Origin of the sequence: Nostoc sp. 'Peltigera membranacea cyanobiont' 213, assembly GCF_002245975.1 — a bacterium.
Lineage (GTDB): Bacteria > Cyanobacteriota > Cyanobacteriia > Cyanobacteriales > Nostocaceae > Nostoc.
On record NZ_NOLI01000138.1, the window covers coordinates 1 to 20,534 of the forward strand.

A 20,534-nucleotide genomic window follows, 5' to 3' on the forward strand; every position below is an offset into this window, starting at 1 on the left:
TTCTCCACCCTGAGATTTTCACCTCTCTTAACCAAACTACAAATTAGTCCATTACACAACACCTTGAAAGGGCTAGTTCTAATAACTTGTAATTGCAAATTATTTAATAAGATTTCCCATCACTGCCAAAGTATTCTCTATAGCCACAAATTTTGTCTCCACGTACATCAAAAGATACTGCTACCCGATTTCTGTAAAGCTGTCCGAACAGAAGTCCCTCATCTCGAAACTCAAAGACAGCCGTTGTTTCATTACTAGTAACACGGTCTAAACCAGTCAGGTTCAAACCAGGAGTAAAGGATTCAAAAACGTACTCGAAAAATTCTCTAGCTCTTTCTTTTCCGACATTCAAGCCGTGGAATTTACCCATTGGAAACCAAAGGGTGAAGTCTTCTGTGAGCATATCTAACAATGGTTCCCACTCTCCAGTTGCCGTACCATGCGTCAGATTCTCAAATGCCTGTCGAGCAACTTTTAAAGTGTTTTCTGAATTTTGTGTCATTATGGCTCCCTTTTATTTAATATCCAACTTTTATACAATTTTGCTTTTAAAATTGTAAAATTACTATGATTAGTGAGTTTTGCTAATTCATCTTGCAAAAATTATACATAGTTTAATTAATCGTAAAAGTATTTGTGTTGTTGAAAGTCGGTTAAGTGCCAAACTAAGGAGATGCATAATGTCCTCTCGTGAAGTGATTATTCCCAAAGGGATGGAAATTCTTTTTGAAAAGTTTCATTATTGTCCTGGTATTAAAGTTGGGAATACCTTATATATTTCAGGACAAGTAGGCAGAGATGAGAATTTGCAAGTTGTTAAGGGAATAGAAGCCCAGTTTGTTCAGGCTTTTGAGAATGTTAATCAGGTGTTAAAAGCAGGAGGAGCTACATTTGATAATGTAGTTGAGATGATTACATACCATGTGACTGGAACAGGATTAGGTGAACTTCAAACAGAAGTAATAGCTTCTGGTCAATCACCTGATATCATTCCATTTTTGCCAATTTTTATGCAGGTAAAAGACCGCTATTTCAGCAATAACTTTCCTACCTGGACTGGTCTGGGGGTAGTCGGACTGTCTACCCCAGGACTAATCGTTGAGATTAAATGTACGGCAATTGTTGACAACTAAAACCTGGCAACTACTTTACCGCAATTTTTACCACTAAGCAGATATTCAACGGCAGCAGGAATAGATTCTATGCTGTTAAACTGAGTTGGGTCAACGGCAACTTTGAGTTTCTTGGAGTAGAACAAGTTTAAGAGGCGATCGCGTGCCTCTGCCATATATTCCTTATAATGAGGCATGAGAAAGCCTCTCACAGAAGCAGCTTTCCAAAATAGCTGGTGATAAAGACGTGGTTGTGTAATTTGTTCTGCATTCTTTGCGTATTCAGAGATAAAACCAACCACTACTAAGCGTCCCCGCACCGCCAAGTTTTCAACGCAGGTATCAAAAACTTCTTTACCCACACAGTCGAAAATTAAATTAATCCCACTGGGGTATTCTTGCTTGAGGATTTGATTGAGATTTTCTGTGCGATAGTTGATAATGCGATCGCAGCCTAATTTTCTCAATAACTTTGCTTTCGCCTCAGAACTGCAAGTACCAATGACATGATTCCCGGCTAATTTTGCCAATTGCACTGCAATATGACCGGTTCCCCCTGCCGCTGCTGTCACTAAAACCACTTCATTACTTTTCATCTCCCCCGCTTGTTCCAGTGCAACCAAGGCTGATACACCTGTAGGAATCAAGGTTAAAACTTCTGGTGTAGCTTCACGCACTTTCACCGCTAAGTTTGCATCGATAACCTGATATTCTCGATAACCACCACCACGTGCCGTAGTTATGACAGCATCACCAATTTGAAAATCTTTGACATTTTCACCCATAGCGATAACTTCCCCTACAGCTTCGACACCTAAATCAAAAGGAGGAATTAAATTAACATAAGGAACATCACCACGGCAAAGTAAGGTATCAAATCCACCGTTAACACCAGCAAATTTGTTTTGAATTAAAACTTGGCTAGCAGCAGGTTGGGAAATAGAAATCTCAACAATTTCAATGGCAGATTTAAAATCTTGATTAAGTTGCTTTGCTATTAACTTTTTGTAGGTTGTTGCGTTCATTTCTAAATCAAAGCTTTATCCCACTCTAATTGATGAGCTAAACCATACTTGATAAAATCTTCTTCTTTAGCTTTATCGCTTTTACCAAAAACACCTAAGCTGTAAGGATTATCTTGCATCCGTTGGGTGACTTGCTCTTTTTCAAATCGGATTGTTTCATCTCTAGGCTTATCCGGCTTAAAAAAGTCTACAACTAAAACAGTTCTATCATAATTGGTGTAATTATGTGGACAATGGGGATAGGTATGATCTAAAACCAGGAATTTTCCTTCATGCCAATAAAGTTGATCGTGGCATATTTTCATAGCCACATCCCCCTCTGGCACTATTAATCCTAAATAGCCGCGATTCATGTGAGGGTTATAGTTTACATGCAGCTTGATATCCAAGCCTGGATGGAATGTACCATAATATACATTTCTGATGATATCATCATCAAGCAAATTTACATTTTTTATTACATTAGCTAAATTCGGGAAATATTTCTCTCTTAATTCAAGTGCGTGTTTTGATGCCTCATCTGACCCATAATCAGGATATTGTATTTGATATGCTTGAATATATTTTTCAATAAACATACCTTGAAACAATACACCAAAAGCGCTGTATTTTGATTTCCCCTTAGTTTTAATTGTTTGGCTTTTGGGCCCAAGAATATCGTAAGTAATTTTTAACTCCTCATTAGATGCATTATTAATAAAGCGTATATACTCATCTCTAATCCCTTGCCAGTTATCTGCAAAAGTTTTTAGAAAAGTAAATTTAGTTGGGTCTATATGATATTCATTAAAAGTTTCCATTGTCTTTTCTCCTGAAGATGATTTCATAAAAAACCGTTATATAATAATCAGATTTGGTCTTCGTCCCGATTCGATGTTGAATTCCTGACTAAACTCATTTTAGTGTGAGGTCTACTGTGTCTGAAACTCCCGTATTAGATCAAATTATAAAAAATGTGCGGGTAGTTCGTCCCCATCAGGATGTAATCGAACTACTTGATTTAGGCATTAAGGATGGAAAATTCGCTCAGATTGCTTCTAATATTAGCCCAGACACAGGCAAACAGGTATTTGATGGCAAAAACCTGCTAGGCTTTCCTGGAGTCGTAGATGCCCACATGCACGTCGGTATCTATCAACCCCTTGACAAAGATGCTGTGACTGAAACCAAAGCAGCCGCAATGGGAGGCGTAACTACCAGCCTGAATTACATCCGTACAGGGCAGTATTATCTTAACAAAGGCGGCTCATACCGCGATTTTTTTCCAGAGGTGTTGGCGTTATCCGCAGGTAATTTTTTTGTAGATTACGGCTATCACATCGCACCTATAGCTAGCCAGCATATCGATGAAATACCTTTATTGTTTGAGGAATACGGTATATCTTCGTTTAAAATCTTCATGTTTTATGGCGGCTATGGGTTGCATGGTTTATCAGACCAGCAAAACCTCTTTTTGATGATTAACAAAGAGGAAAGATACGACTTCGCCCATTTTGAATTTATTATGCGTGGTCTAACTCGCTTGATGGAAAAACATCCAGAAGCGCGAGATAGCATCAGCTTGAGTTTGCACTGTGAAGTTGCAGAAATTCTCAACGCTTATACCAAAATAGTTGAAAATGATTCTAGTCTGAGCGGATTACACGCTTACAGTGCAGCGCGTCCACCTCATTCTGAAGGTTTAGCAATTTGCATTGCTTCTTATTTGGCAAATGAAACTAACTGTGCAAATATCAATTTGTTGCACCTGAGTTCGCGGAAAGCAATGGAAGCAGCTTTGACTATGCAAACTGCTTTTCCTCATATCAACTTTCGGCGAGAAGTTACTGTCGGACATTTGTTATTAGATGTCGATACTCCTAATGGTATTTGGGCAAAAGTCAACCCTCCTATCCGTCCCCGCGCTGATGTGGAATACTTATGGAAAGCAGTACTCAACAATCAAGTAGATTGGATAGTTAGCGACCACGCTTGCTGTTCTGCTGAACAAAAAAGAAGTAATAAAGACCCGAATAATATTTGGTTAGCAAAGTCTGGTTTTGGTGGTACTGAATATTTACTTTCTGGTGTATTTAGTGAAGGTAGTAAGCGGGGGATGTCTTACAACCAGATGGCTAAGTTACTATCTTGGAACCCATCGCGGCGCTTTGGTTTGTTAGAAAAAGGTGATATTGCTGTTGGCTATGATGCTGATTTGGTGCTGGTAGACCCCAATGAAAGCTTTGTGGTATGTGCTGCTGAGTCGGAGTCACAACAAGGTTATACGCCTTTTGAAGGAGTAGAGTTAACTGGGCGGGTGAAGAGTACTTTTTTACGCGGAAATTTGATTTATAACAATGGTCAAGTTTTAGGTTCTCCTATTGGGCAGTATTTGAAAAGATGTTAAAGTAATCTCCGCACAAATATAAAACTATTTGCGATCGTCCAGCAAGACATCAAAGTGTTTAACTTGAATTTCTGGTTTTATGAGATATTCGTTATCTCTAGGAAGAGGTCTAACTTTTTCAATGTCGTTACCAGCAAACTTGCGAATTGCATCCCGTGATTCCCAATAAGAGATAACAGTAAATTCCGTATTATTATCATTAATGCGGCGAAGTACTTGCATTCCCAAATTACCAGAAATTGACTCGAGCTTTTTAATTCCAGCTTCTACCAAATAACTATAATATTCATCTGATTTTGATGTCAGCTTTGTACCATGCCAAATGCGTGCAACTACTTTCTTCGATTGGGTACTAGCAGGATTATTTGGTATGGTTTGCGCTAAAACTGCAAAGGTTTCAACATCTGAAAAAACAGCAAGTGGTAAAATCAAAATTGAAATCGTCAATCCACAAAGATTACCAAAAAACTTACTTAGTCTAATCATTAGGTATTTCCAGGTATATATGATATGACTGTTCCAGCTTGGGATACATCTCTATCAACTCTGACAAAAGATAAATATCCATCATCTGTTGTGTGTCTAAGGGTAGTGTTGTGGGTGGGACAATAGCCTAAATGATCTTTTGCAAATCGATAATTTCCTATATCACAATAGCCAGCTAGAGCATAAGCCTCTTCATTATATGATTGAATTATTGGATAGTGACCGTCATAATGTGGCAATATGGTAAGTAGCCATGTTCCACCCCCGTTATTATGTTTTCTTAAAAACTTCTTTTTTGCTACTTCAAATTGAACTGTCTCTGTCTTACCCCAGGGTAATAATTTGCAATCCAATACAGGTATAAATTCACTTATTCTCGCATCTGGATGACTTCTTTCTGCATATTGGTATTTTAGCGGAACCGGCCCGTTTTCCATCCAAAGGATTTCTACTTCCTCTTCACCTAAGACTTTCCAAGATTCTAGTCTGACCCCTGCGGGAATAAACGAGTAAGAATGTTTATCTAATCGCCATCCATCAATTTGAATTTCACCAGCAAGAATAAAAATTTCTAAATCAGCTGTAAATATACCAGATGGCGCTTCAAATCCGGGCGGTAGTATTACTCTGGAAGTAGATGCGCCAGGGTCATCCCAAGTTAGCAATCTTCGTCTTCCTGCTGCTACTTCGTCTGGCATTCCACTAATGCGCCATCCTTGTTCTTCTGGCACAGCATTTGTATCAAAAAATTGATACTGGCGAGGCACATACTCTTTGGATATTGCCGTGTGCCTTCCCGATAGATTCAAGCGTCCTCTACCATCTCCACCCCAATCTTCTTTTACAGACGCTACACCTAAAAAATCATCAGTTTGGTCTTCTGCTGAGAAATTAACATTTCTATTCTCTTCACCCACGATTCTAAATTCTCCTGTTAATATGCTTTTTCTTAACTAGTAAATACTATATTGCACCCACTTAGTTTTCCTGTAAAAATTCAATTGCTACCTTTGATATTTTTTCAGGTATCTGGTTCATCATACATATTGTTCCGCCTTCAATATCAATCATCTTTGCATGAGGAATTGCGGTTAAAATAAACTCTCTGTTGTCTGCGTTAGCAAAACCTAGCTTTTCTAATTGTTTTACGTCCTCTGTACCAGACAATATTAGAGTCGGAGACTTAATTAAACTAAATCTTGCTTCCATTCTTTGGCAATAGTCCATAACAGCCAAAGGTGCATACCAAGGATAGCCAAAACCTTTTAAATCGTCCAAAACCCAACGATGATTTAACTCAGCAGAACCTATATAGCTTGCTCTGGCTGACCATCTTTGCATAAGATGGGAACCATCTGCTTGTATCTTGAGATTTTCAAATTTATTGGATAACGCTGCTTTTCCCTCTTCGCTAAAATTATCTATGTTGCATAATATAATTTTTTCGACTCTCTCAGAATAAGCTGCTGCAACTTCTGCTGCTACACAAGCACCTGTATGGTTCCCAAGAATACTTGTGGTTTTTATTCCTAATTCGTCTAGCAGTAAAATAACAGTTTTTGCATAATCTTCAATTGAATACATTTTTGGCGGTTTATCAGAATCCCCTAATCCCAAAAAGTCCATAGCAATGACTAGTCTATTCTGAGCAAAAATTGGTATCAACTCGCGGAACTCGTCACTACTTCGGAAGTTTTGATGAAGTAAAAGTAGAGGTTTCCCCTCACCACCAAGACGATAAAGAATTTGCCCATCTTCAGTGTCTAAAAATGCTCGCTTGATTAGTTTATTCATCTCGTGCTGATAAAATTTGGTGGTTTTTAATTGGTTGTAATACAGACTATTTATTAAGCCCCAACATTGTTATGCCTCTACTGCATATTGGTATTTGATGTTTTTTATTTACGGCAACAAAAATTTATAATTATTTTTTACCTCTTTTGTGATATGTTTTGCAACCATTCAATCAGGGGTCTTAAGGTTCCTGGCAATGCTGACTCACTGACAGTTACCGTATGCTGCTTACCGTTATCTTCTACTGTTAACTTATACTGAAAGCGATCGCTCTGGGGATTTGGCGAGGTAATTAGTTCAGGTAGCCTAAATAAATCTGCAACCTCCACCAGTCGGGGAAGTGTGGCAGCTTCATCTGGCGGGAGAGTGTCTGTATCAACGGTTGTTTTCTTTGTAATCCCAGCAAAACCGCCTGTGCGTTCAAAGGATATCCGCATTTTTTGCTCTCCGTTGTGTTATTTAGTTGGGATAAATAGTTAAACAGCAAGATTGTATTTCTTGGTTCCCAGTTTAGCAACAACAAACAACACATTTATCATTCCTGAGTGTTGAGTGAGGCGTTGGCAGGTATAACTCCTGTAGACGCGATGAATCGCGTCTCTACAAAAAGTAAAGACGCGATTCATCGCATCTCTCTAAATAACTCCTACCTTTTGCCAAGCGTTCTGCACAGCTTTTTGCTCATCACTGTTATTACCGTAAAGTTCGCCAGCTACTTGAATGGTGACGCTAGCAGCTTTTTTAAAGTCTGCTTTGGCTTTCAAGCGATCGCGCAATGTAATATACCAGATTTTACCAGTTTTTTCCCAGGCATAGCCACCAATTTCAACAGCCGCTAGATAAAAGGCATGGTTAGGAATTCCTGAGTTAATATGCACCCCACCGTTATCATCAGTACCAGTATATTGATCTTTCACATGGGCTGGTTGAGGATCTTTTCCCAATACTGGATCGTCATAAGCTGTTCCTGGTGCTTTCATAGAGCGGAGGGCAGTACCTTTGACAGTTGGTACCAAAAGACCTTGCCCAATCAGCCAATCTGCCTCTTGTGCGGTCTGATTTTTGGTCTTCTGTTTCACCAGGGAACCGAAAACATCAGAAAACGATTCATTTAGTGCCCCTGGTTCGCCATAGTACTGTAAACCCGCTTCATACTGGGTTATACCATGAGTTAGTTCATGTCCAATCACATCAATTGATGTCGTGAAGCGTTGAAACAGTTCTCCATCGCCATCACCATAAACCATTTGGTCGCCGTTCCAAAAGGCATTGTCATATTTAACGCCATAATGCACGGTTGAATCTAAACGTAGTCCTTTGTCGTCAACGGAATTGCGATCGAATATTTCATGAAACAAGTCATAAGTAGCACCAGCAGCATCGTAGGCTTCATTCACTGCTGCATCACTGCTTGGAGGATCTCCCTCACCCCGCACTAGTGTACCAGGGAGTTGCTGTCCATATTTTGCATCGTAAATGGTGCGACGTTTTTCACCCGGAGAAGGTGCAAATGAGATATTACCTACGACATTTCTCCGTCCCAGAAATTGCGCCGAAATATTTAATGTATGAAAAGCCCAAGTACGTTGCTGGGGATTGCCATTCAGCACGACATTTTTAAGCATGTGGGGCGGGACAATACAACAAATCGGGCATCTAGAGTCAAGTGGATGCTCATACTCGAACCCGGCTGATTTCTTTTTATTTCGAGCCATCCAAAATATTCTCCTTTTGAAACTAAGTGATTCTTACAGTGGCTTTTACTCCACTGGAGAAAGAAGCAGAAAAACGAATTTAAATCGCGTGTTTCTGTTATCTTTTCTGAAGAAAATTTTCTCCTCTGTATTTTCGGATAGGTGTGTGAAGGATGGATAGTACCCTCACGGAGTACTTTTGATGTGGAAATATTGCTTTAAACAACAGAAGGACAGCTTAGATACCGCAAGTTTCAGCGAAAATCCTTGGTTGAGTTAGCAAAACCTCCTTCACAAACCTAACGCGCTTATATATTAGTTCTTATCAAGGGAAATAATGTTATTTATTGCTGTTTTGTTACCATAATCGCTGCTTATCCTATAAATACCCATTGTGGACAGGTAATATCGTGTCTGGTTACAAAAGTATGGCATTGCATAAATACGGGATGATTTTCTGGTTGAAACCATTGAAAATTCGTTCTAGATTGAGCGAAATCATCCCATGATTCAGCAACGCCAAAATTATTATTAAAACCGCAGGGGTGCAGAGATAGGGTTATTTCGTTCTAGACCTAAACCGTCCAGAACTAAAGTTATAGGCTAAATTTTAGCTTTGCCGCACCAGTAAGGTGTGTTAGCGATAGCCTTGGCACACCAAACCCTCGATAATGGTGCGTTACGAACTCCGTTCTAACACAGTCTACAATCCAGACATCTAAATATTTTCAGAATTTCCTTCGAGGTAGTATTAGTAGTTAGTCACTACCGGATTTTTTTACGGCGACACAGTAATAGTGGGTTGCACAAATCGCTTAATTTCACCACAGGCAATATAAGACTTTCCATCAGGTGCTGTTTTGACTTCATCAACGACATAAAGCATTCCTTCTTCACGAACCGATCGCGGAAAACGCATATTCCAATCTGGTTCATATCCGTCGGAAACTACCCTAGCGCGTAATTTGCTACCATCTTTGACACACTGAACAAGAATAGCATCATTTACAGTGTCAGTTGTGGGAAGGTCGGCGGCACTAGCAGGGCCTTTAGAGGCTTTGCCTGTGTACGCTACATTTGATTGTCTAGGAGCAGTGAAGATATCTGTTGCGCCGGGTTGAGCAAAACGAGTAATATTGCCACGTACACGATAGAAAGTGCCTTCGCTTGAGAGTTCCAGTTCTTCAACAACGTACCTTGCTCCCTCAGCCCGAATGCTCCGGGGAAACTGGACATTCTTGGTTGAATCGTAGCCCTCGGATATGACTTTGACCCGTAGTTTGCCCCCTTCACGAACGCAATGCAGTTCAACACCTGAACCAACTTCATTGACAACAGGCATTGCGTATACTTCATCACCAGCAGTCACACCTCGTCCCACAAGGTCGTTGCGATTGCGGTTCATCGTCTGGTAAGACTGATCTCGCAGTTCTTTACGTCCAGCATTACCGAGAGCTTTTTGGGCGATTCGACCTGCGAAATACTCAAGCTGATCGATCTCTTCAGCAATTTCAAAATTCTCGTTCAGCCCTTTATCCCGCAAATCTTTCACGACGGTGCGGAGAATTTCTTCCGCTTGTTGGTGTTTGCCATGTTCAGCTAAATCGAGGGCAGTCTCTTTAGCTTTAGCGATGGTGAGGCGACTTAGTTCCAGAATGATATTGCTTGTAGAGGCAAAAGCTGCTTCCTCAACGGTGCCAACTTTGGCGATGACATCTGCTGTGCCTGACACGCTTTGAATGAGGTCATTTTGGACAACATCGGCGCTGTAATGCAGTTTCATCACAGGTAACTCACCAACTTGAGCGCTTGATATCGCCAAACTTAAGCCGAGAAGTTTATCTTCACCCTCGTAAAGCTCTCCCAAGGTAATGACAGCTTGACCAGCATCATTCTGGCTAACTTTAGCAAGACTTAAGGTATCAGAAAGGCTGACACCATCAGCCAACTCAAGTGTCACCTTGAGGTTTTGTCCCACAACTGCTCTCAGACTGTCTAGCTCAATACTAAAAACTTCAGTTGCTTCATCAATGCTTTGAATAAAGTAAAAGTTGCCTGTGGCTGCCCTTGCCATACCAATTAGCAAATCTTCATTAAAACCTTGAGCAAAACCTAATGTAGTTGTGGTAATGCCTTCCTCAGCTTTTTGTGCTGATGTCGCCGTTAGTACTTTGGGGTCTTGAATGCCCATGTTGGCGTGACCATCGGTAAGCAGAAGAACACGATTTATTTTTTGCGGATCGAGTCGCGTTTTGACGTGTTCGCAGCCTTTGAGCCATCCCCCCGATAAGTTGGTAATACCGCCTGCTCTCACTTTGCGGATAGAATTTTTCAGTGTGGCTTTGTTAGTCACAGCTTGGGGTGGCACAACACTGTCTATTTCATCGTCATAAACAACTACTGAGAGAATGTCATCTGGCTCAAGTCGATCTACTACAGACTCGGCAGCTTTGAGTGCATGATGTAAGGGAGCGCCTGCCATAGAGCCGGAACGGTCAATTACAAGAGAAAGGTTAAGGTTACGTCGGGGAGATTCAGCTATGTCAGCACGAAAACGTAGCAGAATATTAGTCTTTAATGAAGATCCTGCGGGAAGAATAGACTGGTCAAATTCGTAACTTGTCTTAATCATTTTTTATATCCCTTAAAATTGTCTGTTATGAGCTACAAACCCGATGATGCTGGGATAGCAAGTACTTTATTTAGTTTACCCAGAAATCATTTGATTCAGTGTAAAAAAGTGATTTAATGTAAGATTTTATAGTTTTGGCATCTCATTAGTATCGGCAAAGCCCGTCTTTTCGAGAAAAGTTTGCTATCTACTAACTTTTCCCAACTACTGAAAGGCGATCGCACTGGTCACAATTGCGGGAAACTAAAAGCAGATCAATTAGGAAAGGAGAACCTAATGAGTTGGACTAAAGTTCTTGCAGTTGAAGCACTTTCCCCTGGTGCGCGAGAAGTAGTGAAAGTTGGCAACCGGAAAATTCTGCTTTTGAATCACGAAAATCAGCTTTATGCTGTAGATAATACCTGTCCTCACTTAAAATTACCGCTCAAAAGTGGCAAAATCAAAGATGGGGCAATTGTTTGTTCCTTCCATCACAGCGCTTTTGACCTGCGGACTGGTGAAGTACAAGACTGGTGTTCTTGGCCACCTGGTGTAGGGAAAGTACTCTCGTTGGTTTCACAACCAAAGGCGCTACCAGTGTTTCCTCTTCGTGTGGAAGAAGGCAGTATCTGGGTTGATGTCCAAGAGGAATAGCACCCTCTTTGAATTTACTGCTATTGGGCAAATATCTAAAGTTACACTTTTGCCAACATTTTGCCTATAGCGTGCGATCGCTTGTATGCAATAACGGAGGCTTAACAAAAAACTAACCTCCGCTTTCGTAGCTTGCTCTAATCCTTATTTTATCAATATAGCCCAGGATAAGAGCATCTCAATTAGGCTATAATCAGCCTTTTAATAGTTAAGCAATATAAAACCCCAGCTAATGAGTTTAGCTGGGGTTTTTTCACAATTCACCTAATATATAACTATTGCATCAGAGAAGAGAAAATTTTCTCAAGCAGTTTGAACGCCTTGCTGTGATGTAATGTTGGGTTGTCCATTACCATTCCCAGCTTCTATAGAAGCTGTAGCACTTTGAGATTGGCCTAAATTCACCTTGAATACCTTACTCTGCTCTTGCTCCAGTTTGGGTAAAGTCAAAATTAAAATCCCATCTTTCAGGTCTGCTTTAACTTGGTGATTCTGAACTTTGGTTGGCAGAGGAACTACTCTATTAAACTTGCCATACCGGAATTCCGAATGAACTCTGGCGTTAGATTGGGAATGTTTTTCGTAACGATGTTCACCAGTAATGGAAACTGCATCTTGAGTAACTTGAACATCCAGGTCTTTACCCTCAATGCCTGGAATTTCAACTCTTAATCGCAACTCGGAACCATTTTCATATAATTCAACAGCAGGAACCCATGCTGTTCTTGATGGCGGAGAAACATCAGAATTGCTCTGCTCGGCTACTGTCATATCGGAGAAAAGTTGATCCATTTGACGACGCAGAATCTCCATTTCACGGAATGGTTCCCAACGAATGAGTGCCATAATCTAATCTCTCCTTAACTTTTTAATTCACTTGTGAGTAATCAAACAAAGTTTTAGAGGTATTTAGAGGTTTCAGATGAAATAATTATCGAACCTCTTTTTTTTTGAGAGAAGCTTAATTTGCTTTGTTTCTCCTCTCTACTAAGTAGTTTAATAAAATCAAAATCTAAAAAAAGTTGGGTAAACCGTACAGGGATAAGTTGGATTTACCGTATAAAAATGTGGGGGTATTGCGTCCAAGCTTGGTCAACTTGAGTTCGACGAAGTAAAAAGGCAGTAGTGTCAATGAACAAATAGGGAGATATTCAAGTGGAGTCTGAATCTCCAACATTCTCCTGCTCTCTTGCCTCTTGTTCAAGAGATTCCCACTCCCATTTGCATCCATACTAGGTTTTCAATAAGCCTAGACCTTGCTCTGTCCGTGCTAAATGTCACATCATTGCTCATCCCAACAGTATAATCTAGTAAGTAGGCAGGAATGTTTTGAGACATTACCTTGTTAAGAGTTTTTTGCTCACAGCATTTCCAGCCAGAGGCTCTTAACAAGGCTTAGAAAGGGTTTTGGCTGAAATTGACACTTAATGAGCATTACTGTGTTCCCACAACAGATGTGGTTCAATTAAATGAAAACTGCTTTAAATACACCCAATATTATGAGATTAGTCTCCTTGTTCCGTTTCCTTCTTGTCCCCAATCTTCTTTTACCCCCCGCTGAAGTATGTGGTAAGGGATGATGATTTTCTTTACAATCTTGTAAAATAGTTTGATTTTTTGATTTAATATTCTGTTTTATTCAACAATTTATTCACGATATGGATGCTCAAAAAATAAAAATTTTATTAGTTGATGATAACTTAGAGAATTTACATTTTTTATCAGACATCCTTCAAGGTCAAGATTATGAGGTGCAAAGTGCCATCTCTGGACAATTGGCAATCAATATAGCGCTTACTTCCTCACCCGATTTGTTTTTGCTAAACGTTTCCATGTCAGAGATGGATGGTTATGAAATTTGTCGATACTTGAAAAGCCAGGATATTCCGATAATTATTTTCGGTGTTCTAAATGAATTATCTGAAGAACTTAAACTTTTTGATTTATGCGATGTTGACTATATTACTCAACCATTCAAAACTCAAGAAGTTTTATTACGTATTCAAAATCAATTGACTCTCAAAAGGCTGAAAAAACAGTTAAAAGAACAAAACGTCAGACTGCAACAGGAGATTCAAGAACGTCAACGGATTGCTGTCGAGTTAAATATTCGCAATAAACAAATAGAAGAAATTTTCAAAAAAATTCCCGTTAACCTAGGGAAAGCCTTTTGTAAGGAAGTTTACCAAAGCGAACACGTTTTAGTCGAAGCCGCCCTGAAGAAGAGTGAAAATCAGTATCGTCACCTAGTGGAGACATCCCAGGATATGATCTGGTCGGTGGATATTGATGGACTAATTACCTTTGTTAACCCAGCAGTTAAGCAGATTTATGGCTACGAACCCCAGGAAATGATTGGGCGGCCCTGGACTGATTTTATCTCACCGAAACAAGTTGCTAAAGATAAAGTAGCCTTTGAGCATGTTTTACATGGAAAGTCGCTCTTTCAGTATGAAACTACCTGTGTAGCTAAAGATGGTAGTTTGCTTTATTTAATGTTTAATGCGATCGCATTACGCAATGAAAATGGTTTAGTCATAGGCATGACAGGCACTGCTAGTAATATTACTCAGCGCCGAGGTGTAGAAAAATTACTCCAAGAAAGCGCGATTAAGCTCCGCAATCATAACCTAGTGCTAACCCAACTGGCACAAAATCAGACGCTTTATCAGGGAGACTTGAAAGCAGCTTTAAGTAAAATTACAGAAACAGCCGTCAAAAATATTGGAATGGAACGAGCCAGTGTCTGGTTATATGACGAAACAGGCACGAAAATCCAGTGTTTTGACTTATTTGAGGGCAGTTGCAATCAACATAGTGAAGGATTTTTCTTATCAGCAGCCGACTACCCAGCTTATTTTGCGGCTTTGCAACAAGATCAACCAATCGCCACAGATGATATCTATAACGATCCCAGAACTAGAGAATTTTTTGCCTGTTACTCAAGATTAAACGTTACCTCCGTACTCGATACACCTATTCGCCTAGAGGGTAAAACCGTAGGAGTTTTATCTATGGAGGCGGTGGGAGTTGCTCATCATTGGACGCTGGAAGACCAAAATTTCGCTCGTTCTTTGGGCAATTTAGCATCTCTGGTATTGGAAGCAATAGAACGTCAACGTGCAGAAGCAGCGCGACGAGCTTCTGAAGAAAAGTTAGCATCAGCTTTTCGGTCATCCCCCGATCCAATTGCCTTAATTACTATTCCCAACAAACGCTATGTTGAAGTTAACGACAGCTTTTGTCGGTTTTTTGGTTATTCTCGCTCTCAGGTTATCGATCGCACTGATGGAGAATTGAATATTTGGGCGAATCCAGAAGAATATAATTTCCTCGCTCAGATGCTGCAAAAAACCAAAGCGATCCGTAACTATGAAGTTGATGTCTGCACTTGTTCAGGAGAAATCAGGACAACCTTGTTGAGTGCGGAAATGATCGAGATTGATCGGCAATGTTACATACTGGGCACGGCAAAAGATATAACTGAACGCAAGCAGGCAGAAAATGAAAGCCGATTGCTACTGTTGACAACCCAAGCCATCACTCGTGTCAGTGATGTCAATAGCGCTTTAGCACTGGTCTTGCGCTTAATTTGTCACACTATTGGCTGGGATTTTGGGGAAGCATGGATACCTAATGAAAATGGTACTTTAGAACATAGTCTTGGCTGGTACGGTGAGGAAAGCAGTTTAGAAGAATTTTGCCGCCAAAGCCAAACTGTGAAATTTCCTCTAGGAGTGGGACTACCAGGAAGAATTTGGCAAAATCGGCAGCCAGAATGGATAGAAGATGTTTCCCAAGTTACAAAGCCAATTTTTTTGCGATCGCAACAAGCAGCCAAGGTAGGATTGAAAGCTGGTTTTGGTGTTCCCATATTGTCTGGAAAGCAAGTATTAGCTGTTTTAGTGTTTTTTAAACGTAGTTCAGTATTGGTAGATAGACGTTTGCTTTTGCTAGTCAATGCCGTTGCTGCTCAGTTAGGTGGGTTGATTGAGCGCAAAACCCTAGAACAAGAACTAGCACTCAGACAAGCCCGCCTCAATGCCTTTTTTAGCAGCGCTCCTGTCGGCATGAATATTGTAGATAACCAGCTGCGGTTTGTGCAAATCAACCAACCCCTGGCAGAAATTAATGGACTATCCCAGCAAGATCATATTGGCAAAACCATCCATGAAGTCTTCCCCCATATCGCCCCCTTGGTGGAACCAATTTATCAACAAGTTCTGTTAACTGGTCAACCCATTCTCAATCAAGAATTAAGCGCCGCATCAATTAAACAACCAGATATTATCCGCCACTTCTTAGCTTCTTATTTTCCGATTCCTGGTGAAGACGATCGCCCTTCTGGTGTGGGCACAGTTTTAGTAGAAATTAGCTATCGCAAACAGGTCGAACAAGAACTGCGTTTAGCCAACGAACGCCTACAATATCTACTCACTTCTAGCCCTGTGGTGATTTATAGCAGCAAAAAAACATCAGGCAAGTTTAACACTACTTTTATTAGTAAGAACGTTAAGGCAATGGTGGGGTATGAAGCGCAGGAATTTCTGGAAAATCCCAGTTTCTGGCTCCATCACGTCCATCCAGAAGATGTTGAACTGATCTCAGAAAAATTTTCTCAGTTGGTTGAGCAGGAGTATAGTTCTTATGAATACCGATGGTTACATGCTGACGGAACTTATCACTGGTTTTACGAAAAGATGAGGTTAATCCGCGATGAAGCTGGTAAACCTATAGAATGTGTTGGTTATTGGGCAGACATCAACGATGCTAAACTGGCGGAATTAGCTTTGCAGTCAGGTAGGCAGCAATATAAACTTTTAGCAGAAGCTTCACCAGTTTGTATATTTCATACTGATGCAGATTGCAATGTCTTATATTTTAATCAACGCTGGAGTGAGATTACTGGATGCAGTATAGAAGAGTCTCTGGGAAAAGGTTGGACAAAAGCCGTACATCCAGACGATCGCGACCAGCTATTCTTGATATGGAATCAAGCAAGAACTGCTAAAACCACGTATAAGTACGAACATCGCTTTTTGCGTAATGATAATACAGTCATCTGGGCAATTTGTCAGGCTTTGCCAGAATTTCGAGATGATGGAGAAATCAAAGGCTACATCGGTACGATTACAGATATTACCGAGAGAAAATTGGCAGAAGAAGCCCTGCGTGAGAGTGCAGAACGGGAAAGAGCGATCGCCCAAGTTATTCAAAGGATGCGCCAAACACTGGATTTAGAGACTATATTTGCGGCTACAACCCAAGAACTACGGCAAGTACTTAATTGCGATCGGGTGGTTGTCTATCGTTTCAATCCCCAATGGAATGGCGAATTTGTCTCCGAGTCTGTGGGTAATGGTTGGATTTCTTTGATAGAAGAACACAACAATGACCCTAACCTCACAGAAGGTGTCTTACAAAACGATCGTTGCCTAGCAAAAATCTTGGATAGCGTGGATAACAATCTGGAAGATCCTTATCTGCAAGCAAGCCAAGGTGCAAGTTTCCGCAGTGTCCCAGACATTTACAACGCTGAGTTTCATCCTTGTTACATCAGCCTTTTAGAACGCTTTCAAGCAAAAGCCTACATTATTGTCCCAATCTTATATGGTACTCAGCTTTGGGGATTACTAGCGAGTTATCAAAATTCTGCTCCCCGGCAATGGAAACCAGGAGAAATCAACATTGTAGTTCAAATTGGCAATCAGTTGGGTGTTGCTCTCCAACAAGCACAATTGCTGGCCCAAACTCAAAGGCAGTCACAAGCATTGCAAGAAGGTGCGATCGCTGCTGATGCTGCCAACCGCGCCAAAAGCGAATTCCTTGCCAACATGAGCCACGAACTACGTACCCCACTCAACGCCATCCTTGGTTTTACCCAAGTCATGAGCCACGATCGGGCTTTATCTGCTGAACATCAGCAAAATCTAGCAATCATCAATCGGGCTGGCGAACATCTCCTCAACTTAATCAACGACATTCTGGAAATGTCTAAAATTGAAGCCGGCAGAATAACATTAAACCTCAACAGCTTTGACTTAATTCGCCTCTTAGAAAACCTCGAAGAGATGTTACGCTTCCGCGCCACCTCCAAAGGATTAGAACTAGTATTTGAATATACATCTCACCTTCCTCAGTATATCCAAGTTGACGAAAGCAAACTGCGTCAAGTCTTGCTTAACCTCTTGGGAAATGCAATCAAGTTTACCGATACAGGCAGAGTAATATTACGGGTGGGGGTAGGGAGTAGGGGAGCAGAGGAGCAGAGAGGCGAGAGAAAAGAGGAAAGAGGTAATTCTTCATTATCCCCCTTGCTCCCTGCTCCCTTCCCCTCTGCCTCTTGTGCCCAATCCCTAATCTTCGAGGTTATAGACACCGCCTGCGGTATTGCCCCACAAGAAATCGACTTGTTGTTTGAAGCTTTTGGGCAAACTGAAACTGGCAGGAAATCGCAACAGGGAACAGGATTAGGTTTAGCAATTAGCCGCAAATACGTGCAACTAATGGGGGGAGATATTAGCGTCACCAGCATTATTGGCGAGGGAAGTAAATTTGCTTTTGATATTCAAATTAGTCTAGCCGCAGCCAGCGAAATCCAGATCGAGCACATTAGACGACAAGTTCTGAGTTTAGCGCCTGCTCAAAAGGAATACCGCATTTTGGTGGTTGATGACTCCATAGACAGCCGTTTAGTGCTAGTGAAAATTCTGACATCTATCGGCTTTGTAGTCCAGGAAGCGGCAAATGGGACCGAAGCGATCGCACTTTGGCAGGAATGGCAACCACAGCTGATTTTAATGGATATGCGGATGCCGATTATGGACGGCTACGAAGCCACACAAATTATTAAAGCGAGAGTTGAAACCTCAATTCCAAATTGTCAGACTATTATTATTGCCTTAACGGCTAATGCCTTTGAGGAGCAGCGAGAGGCAATGATTAAAGCAGGTTGTGATGATTATATTAACAAGCCTTTCCGCGAGGAACAATTATTAGAAAAGTTGAGCGAATATTTAGGAGTTGAATATATTTATCAAGAAGATAAATATCAGATAAGAAACTCAAAACAACGACTAACAGAATCAATCTTAAATCTTGCAGATTTAGTGCCTATGTTGTCTGAAATGTCCCCTGAATGGGTGAACCAGTTGTATACTGCCGCAGCCCAATGTAGCGATGACTTAATTTTAGAGTTGATTGAGCAAATCCCTTCAGAAAATGTGGCACTGCAAAATTTTATCAATAATTTAGCTCATGAATTTCAATTTGAGAAAATTATGGAATTGACTAGTATTGCCGGATTATTATCCAATTAATCAGAATTGGAGATTGCTGAAGCAATACGGTTTAAAGGTTGTTTGAAAAGTTTTTTACTGGGACTTTCGGTACTTTTAGATCCCCCCTACAGCCTTAAACCTGGATTTCTCACCATATCTCTCAAAGCCTTAGCTTGTGCAGGGGAGCAGGGGAGAGTTCTTGTACAAGTTCTTTCTCCTCTGCCCCTCAAGCTTGTGATAAATGCGGGTTAAAAAGGGGGGGGAAATGAAGTCAAAATACCCCTTTTCAAGAAAGATTTTTATCACTAAATGGCAACTCTGCATTAATCGCCTCAATTTCCTGCTGTTCGAGTTGATTCACTTCCTTAATATAGGGACGGATAATTTGTCCTAGACGATTGTTGTAAAAGCGGTGCAAACTGTGATTGGGCATAGCGGGGAAACCGCGCCGTTTTTTGTGGCGGCCACCCGCACCAGGATCAAAACTTTGGATATTGTTAGCGATCGCCCACTCAATGGGCGCATAATAGCAAGCATCAAAATGTAAACAATCTATCTCTTGGAAACTCCCCCAATAGCGTCCATAGAGTTTGTCACCTTTAAACAAACAAAAGGACATTCCTAGAGGATGAGAGTTATCTTCCTCGCTATATGCAGCGACAAACAAGACTCGATGGCGATAATCATTGTGTAGCTGCTCAAAAAATCGCTGTGTGAGATACTTGCTACCCCACCAGCCAAACTTATCACAGGTGTCAGCATAAAACTGGTACATCGAAGGAAATAAAGAGTAAGGAATTTCATCACCAGTCAGCGCTTGCAATCGTAAACCTGCTTTCTCCACAGCTTTGCGTTCCCGCTTGATATTACGGCGCTGATTGGCGTTGAAAACTTTCAAGTAGTCATCAAAAGTTTTAAACCCAGCATTTTCCCAAACGTAACTGTGGTGCAGCCAAGTTGTAAAGCCATGCCGTTCCAGCATCGGCCGCCATTGAGGATCGACGTAGAGAAAATGACACCCAGAAATCCGATTTTTAGAGCAAAAAGTGTCAATTTCATGCACCATTATCGCTACGATCTCATCCTCATCTTCTCCTGGGGCAATTAAAAATCGATAACCTTCAGCCGGGGTAAATGGTGTCATTCCCAGCAATTTTGGGTAATATTGAACTCCAATGCGATCGGCTAATTCTGCCCATTGGTGGTCAAAAACAAATTCACCAGAACTATGTCCTTTTAGATAAAGTGGCGCAGCCGCAATCAGTGTTCTATCACGCCACAATGTCAAGTGATTTGGCAACCAACCAGTTTTAGCCGTAGCACTCTGAGAGGTTTCGATATTGTTTAGCCACTCCCATTCTAAAAATGGCGTTTTGAGTGGCATTGCCAAAGCATTCCAGGCATTTTGGGGTACTTCAGCAATTTTGTTCGTCCAAACGACAGAATAGCGAGGCTTAAGTTGTTCCACTATTAGGGGGACTGGGGATTGGGG

At 40.9% G+C, this 20,534-nt stretch carries 15 protein-coding genes; 4 read left to right on the forward strand and 11 right to left on the reverse strand.

Annotation, left to right across the window (positions count from 1 at the left end; translation table 11 throughout):
• Positions 1 to 103 precede the first annotated feature (103 nt).
• Positions 104 to 502 carry a nuclear transport factor 2 family protein gene (locus CDG77_RS27250; protein WP_094332409.1) on the reverse strand — a complete coding sequence of 133 codons (399 nt, stop codon included), beginning with the start codon at positions 500 to 502 and terminating at the stop codon, positions 104 to 106.
• Between the two features lie 178 nt (positions 503 to 680).
• On the opposite strand from CDG77_RS27250, the gene CDG77_RS27255 reads away from it, so the two are divergent.
• Positions 681 to 1,133: a RidA family protein gene (locus tag CDG77_RS27255; protein ID WP_094332410.1), complete on the forward strand. Its 453-nt coding sequence runs from the start codon at positions 681 to 683 to the stop codon at positions 1,131 to 1,133.
• Here the strand turns inward: CDG77_RS27255 and CDG77_RS27260 are convergent.
• Both CDG77_RS27260 and CDG77_RS27265 read right to left on the reverse strand, forming a co-directional pair.
• Positions 1,130 to 2,137, reverse strand: a complete 1,008-nt coding sequence (locus CDG77_RS27260) for a zinc-binding dehydrogenase (RefSeq protein WP_094332411.1) — start codon at positions 2,135 to 2,137, stop codon at positions 1,130 to 1,132. The two genes, CDG77_RS27255 and CDG77_RS27260, sit on opposite strands and share 4 nt — an antisense overlap.
• Before the next feature lie 2 nt (positions 2,138 to 2,139).
• Positions 2,140 to 2,937 (reverse strand): aspartyl/asparaginyl beta-hydroxylase domain-containing protein, encoded by a 798-nt coding sequence (locus CDG77_RS27265; protein ID WP_094332412.1) that lies wholly within the window; start codon positions 2,935 to 2,937, stop codon positions 2,140 to 2,142.
• Positions 2,938 to 3,053: 116 nt separating this feature from the next.
• Here CDG77_RS27265 and CDG77_RS27270 point away from each other — a divergent pair, with 116 nt between their 5' ends.
• Positions 3,054 to 4,523: an amidohydrolase family protein gene (locus CDG77_RS27270; RefSeq protein WP_094332413.1), complete on the forward strand. Its 1,470-nt coding sequence runs from the start codon at positions 3,054 to 3,056 to the stop codon at positions 4,521 to 4,523.
• Between the two features lie 24 nt (positions 4,524 to 4,547).
• Here CDG77_RS27270 and CDG77_RS27275 read toward each other — a convergent pair whose 3' ends face one another.
• From CDG77_RS27275 to CDG77_RS27300, 6 genes are all read right to left on the reverse strand, one after another.
• On the reverse strand, positions 4,548 to 5,009 hold the full coding sequence (locus tag CDG77_RS27275) for an antibiotic biosynthesis monooxygenase family protein (protein ID WP_143857099.1): 462 nt from the start codon (positions 5,007 to 5,009) through the stop codon (positions 4,548 to 4,550).
• Positions 5,009 to 5,926, reverse strand: coding sequence for a DUF4437 domain-containing protein (locus CDG77_RS27280; RefSeq protein ID WP_094332414.1), 918 nt, complete (start codon positions 5,924 to 5,926; stop codon positions 5,009 to 5,011). Before CDG77_RS27280 ends, CDG77_RS27275 begins: the two co-directional genes overlap by 1 nt.
• 61 nt (positions 5,927 to 5,987) lie before the next feature.
• Complete coding sequence (locus CDG77_RS27285) at positions 5,988 to 6,803, reverse strand: alpha/beta fold hydrolase (RefSeq protein WP_094332415.1); 816 nt, start codon at positions 6,801 to 6,803, stop codon at positions 5,988 to 5,990.
• A 137-nt stretch (positions 6,804 to 6,940) separates the two neighbouring features.
• On the reverse strand, positions 6,941 to 7,240 hold the full coding sequence (locus CDG77_RS27290) for a protealysin inhibitor emfourin (RefSeq protein ID WP_094332416.1): 300 nt from the start codon (positions 7,238 to 7,240) through the stop codon (positions 6,941 to 6,943).
• A gap of 198 nt (positions 7,241 to 7,438) precedes the next feature.
• Positions 7,439 to 8,518 carry a M4 family metallopeptidase gene (locus tag CDG77_RS27295; protein ID WP_094332417.1) on the reverse strand — a complete coding sequence of 360 codons (1,080 nt, stop codon included), beginning with the start codon at positions 8,516 to 8,518 and terminating at the stop codon, positions 7,439 to 7,441.
• Positions 8,519 to 9,275: 757 nt separating this feature from the next.
• Positions 9,276 to 11,129 (reverse strand): vWA domain-containing protein, encoded by a 1,854-nt coding sequence (locus CDG77_RS27300; protein ID WP_094332418.1) that lies wholly within the window; start codon positions 11,127 to 11,129, stop codon positions 9,276 to 9,278.
• A 276-nt stretch (positions 11,130 to 11,405) separates the two neighbouring features.
• Between CDG77_RS27300 and CDG77_RS27305 the strand changes: the two genes are divergently transcribed.
• Positions 11,406 to 11,762 (forward strand): Rieske (2Fe-2S) protein, encoded by a 357-nt coding sequence (locus tag CDG77_RS27305; protein ID WP_094332423.1) that lies wholly within the window; start codon positions 11,406 to 11,408, stop codon positions 11,760 to 11,762.
• Positions 11,763 to 12,065: 303 nt separating this feature from the next.
• On the opposite strand, the gene CDG77_RS27310 is transcribed toward CDG77_RS27305, so the two are convergent.
• Positions 12,066 to 12,608: an Hsp20/alpha crystallin family protein gene (locus tag CDG77_RS27310; protein WP_094332419.1), complete on the reverse strand. Its 543-nt coding sequence runs from the start codon at positions 12,606 to 12,608 to the stop codon at positions 12,066 to 12,068.
• A gap of 812 nt (positions 12,609 to 13,420) precedes the next feature.
• On the opposite strand from CDG77_RS27310, the gene CDG77_RS27315 reads away from it, so the two are divergent.
• Positions 13,421 to 19,081, forward strand: coding sequence for a PAS domain S-box protein (locus CDG77_RS27315; protein WP_094332420.1), 5,661 nt, complete (start codon positions 13,421 to 13,423; stop codon positions 19,079 to 19,081).
• A gap of 247 nt (positions 19,082 to 19,328) precedes the next feature.
• Here CDG77_RS27315 and CDG77_RS27320 read toward each other — a convergent pair whose 3' ends face one another.
• Positions 19,329 to 20,513 (reverse strand): GNAT family N-acetyltransferase, encoded by a 1,185-nt coding sequence (locus CDG77_RS27320; protein ID WP_094332421.1) that lies wholly within the window; start codon positions 20,511 to 20,513, stop codon positions 19,329 to 19,331.
• Positions 20,514 to 20,534 lie beyond the last annotated feature (21 nt).